2 protein-coding genes are annotated in these 2,808 nt (G+C 31.2%); both read right to left on the reverse strand.

Annotated elements, in window-relative coordinates; genetic code table 11:
* Positions 1-111: 111 nt before the first annotated feature.
* Complete coding sequence (locus K737_RS10205) at positions 112-249, reverse strand: hypothetical protein (RefSeq protein WP_162471404.1); 138 nt, start codon at positions 247-249, stop codon at positions 112-114.
* A 694-nt stretch (positions 250-943) separates the two neighbouring features.
* Positions 944-2,122: a hypothetical protein gene (locus K737_RS00570; RefSeq protein WP_006288298.1), complete on the reverse strand. Its 1,179-nt coding sequence runs from the start codon at positions 2,120-2,122 to the stop codon at positions 944-946.
* Between the last annotated feature and the right edge of the window lie 686 nt (positions 2,123-2,808).

Below are 2,808 nucleotides of genomic sequence, written 5' to 3' on the forward strand. Positions count from 1 at the left end.
ACGCCTAACGTTCACCGGATCAAGGACCTTAGACTACAAGCAAAGACACCCAAAAAGCAGCAAAAGAAAGAGGGATTGAGGTGCATTATTTCCAGCCCCAACCTGCCCCCATCAAAGAATGAACATGTGCACAACAATTGATTTTTCGTCTCTGCCAAAGAGTTTTGCAAGAGTATGCTGCAATTTTTCGACCAAACCTGAGACAACATCGCTATGGATCTTGTCGAGCGCGTCAATGACAATTTTCAACGCATTAGTCCAAAACTTTCAGTTTGATTTGGTATAACTGCTTCATTAATCCCAATTGTTGACACAAAATATCTATCTGACCATATTCCATCCCCCCCCAGTAGGCCTTTCTCATATAGCGAAAGTCAGATAAAAAAACCATGTACAACGAAAATAAATTAAGCTAGAATGTCTTTCAAAACTTGAAAAAAAGATGAAATATTTAGTTCAATTGCTTAAAAAAGTGCTAAAGCTGAAATCAGCTGATGAGAGTTTTATCAATTTAAAATATATTTAACATAATTTTTTTACGTGATCTTGGCTGTATACTCAAATTTGTGCTTCAGTAATCGCCCACTAATCGATTTTATAGGGGCTTTATCATGGTTCATCGTTAGTATTTGAACCTCGGGTATGCCTTTTTTTAACTTGCCTCATAATATCCTTAAAATATTCAAAACTGGCCGCGTTAAATATATTTTGTCTATTATTTACTAACGATTACAAGATGATATTCACATTGATCGACACAGTTGCCTTATTTTCGGATCTGCATGACCTGCATTCTTCCACGAAGATATGGAGGGCTCTACATTCACGGGGCAGCCCCCGTGGGTTTATTCGCGCATAAAACGTAATTTTTTATGTATAAAAAGTGTGTTTAATAAGAGCATTTGCTCGCCTATTGTCAAAATAAAATTTCAAAGGTATGAAATTATTTTTTAGGCATGATATTTAGCGCTTTTCGATAAATTTTTACTGTTACGTAAAATAATAGAAACGAAAACACTATGTCGTAAATTAAAAAATATTCAAGACTTTCAAGGCTGGAATATTTTAAGGATTCTATGTGAAAATATTCAAAAAAAGTTGACTTCGAAAAATTAATAAATGAAAACTTTTTTGTTCTTTCGATAGAAAGAGAAAAAAAAGCGATTATTTTTATGAAAAACAGTGTAGGGAAAAAAAACTGAACCATATTTGCGCAACTTAATTTGTGAATAAAAGAAACGATTCCTTTTGGGTAATACCGATGAATCCAAAAAGGAAGAAGAAATAGCCCAGAAACAATAAAAAACGAAAGTAGAAGTAAAAAATTTAATTTTATAGAAACAAAAGAAATTACTGCAATCAAAATAAACGAAAACGTATAAGGAAAAATGAAAAAAGCAGAAATAATTCTATTAACCATTGCATAAAAAAAAGAACTAATCCAGGATTCCTGTAACATATTTTTTGGGATTTTTTCTAATTCTTGAGTAATTCTATCTTTCACAGAAGAAGAAAATTTTGTACCCTTATCTGTTCTAAACAAAGGTCTGTACAGCAAAAAGCTTAGGAACATAAAAATGATCGTACTTGTAAATCCCAAAAATAGAGCAAAAATAATTTCTTCTATTCTTACATTCGACTTTAGACTAAGATAGCCCAGACTTAAGGCTGAAGCAGCCACTAGAGGCGTTGCTATATAAAATAAGGCTTTGTTAAATATTAAGAAAAATTTGTAAAAATATTTTACCAGGCAATGCGTTTTGGAAAATTTGTAATTAGTCCACCAGAGAATCAAAATAACACTTCCGGTTGTTACACATAAGGCAAATGATTCAACTATAAGTGCAACATAAAAATTTTGATTCAAATTTTCGTTTATCATCTGTATTGTTTTTAAAAAAAACAAATAGACAATCGATTCTGCACAGAGACAAAAAAATACTATAAATATTGCGAAAATAATATAAATCAAAAATAGTTTTACAAATGTTTTAAAAAAGCGCCATACTCCTTTAAAGACCCCAGGGCTATACAGGGTAAAATTCAAATCTTCGTAACTTTGTGTAAGCTCTTGACTTAAACTAAGTGCGTTTGGGGGGGATTGACCTTCTATCTGAGACATACAAAACCTCCATAAAATTTTTTTTATAAATACGGTGTTTGTTATAAAAAAATCACTTATTTTAGTGTATTTTTTTTAATATCAGCACAATATTTTTAAATCTCAGTTTAATTAACAATTTATGTTAACATTATTATATTAAATTTTTGAGAAATTTTTGCATAAACATTTAAACATTAATGAACAGTGTTAAAAATGATAAAAGTTAAGATAAAAAAATAAATTAAAAAAAATAATGTCTATGATTTATTCTGTAGTTAAATTTCTTTATTTCTGTTCGATACAAAATATTATAAAAGCATAATTACACAGAATTTTTAATGTATACTCACATACTCCCCCTCACTTTTTTGAAGGGGCTTTTAAAGATCCGAAAGAGAGGCTATTTTATTAAAAATAAACAACAATGTTTAATGCAAATGAACCTTCGTACTTAGTATGATCGATCAGCGAAATGTTCAGCATCCTGCGCTGATCCATAAGATGAACGCTTCACCTTCAATAAAATCCAAGCTTGAACGCGTCAGGCGTTTTTTTAAAAGGACAAGTTAATTGATTCTGGACTCTTCTCAAAAGCCTTGATATCAAGCATTTGGGAGCAAGTTCCTAACATGCATTTAATGCTCGATGGCACCAATTGGAAGTTTGGAACACAGAATATCAATTGCCTCGTACCAGCTGTTAGA

The organism is Holospora undulata HU1, assembly GCF_000388175.3.
Lineage (GTDB): Bacteria > Pseudomonadota > Alphaproteobacteria > Holosporales > Holosporaceae > Holospora > Holospora undulata_A.

What these genes read in the sequence shown, in the direction of transcription:
- K737_RS00570 (WP_006288298.1), bottom strand. Translation starts at nt 2,122, where the DNA reads ATGTCTCAGATAGAAGGTCAATCCCCCCCAAACGCACTTAGTTTAAGT.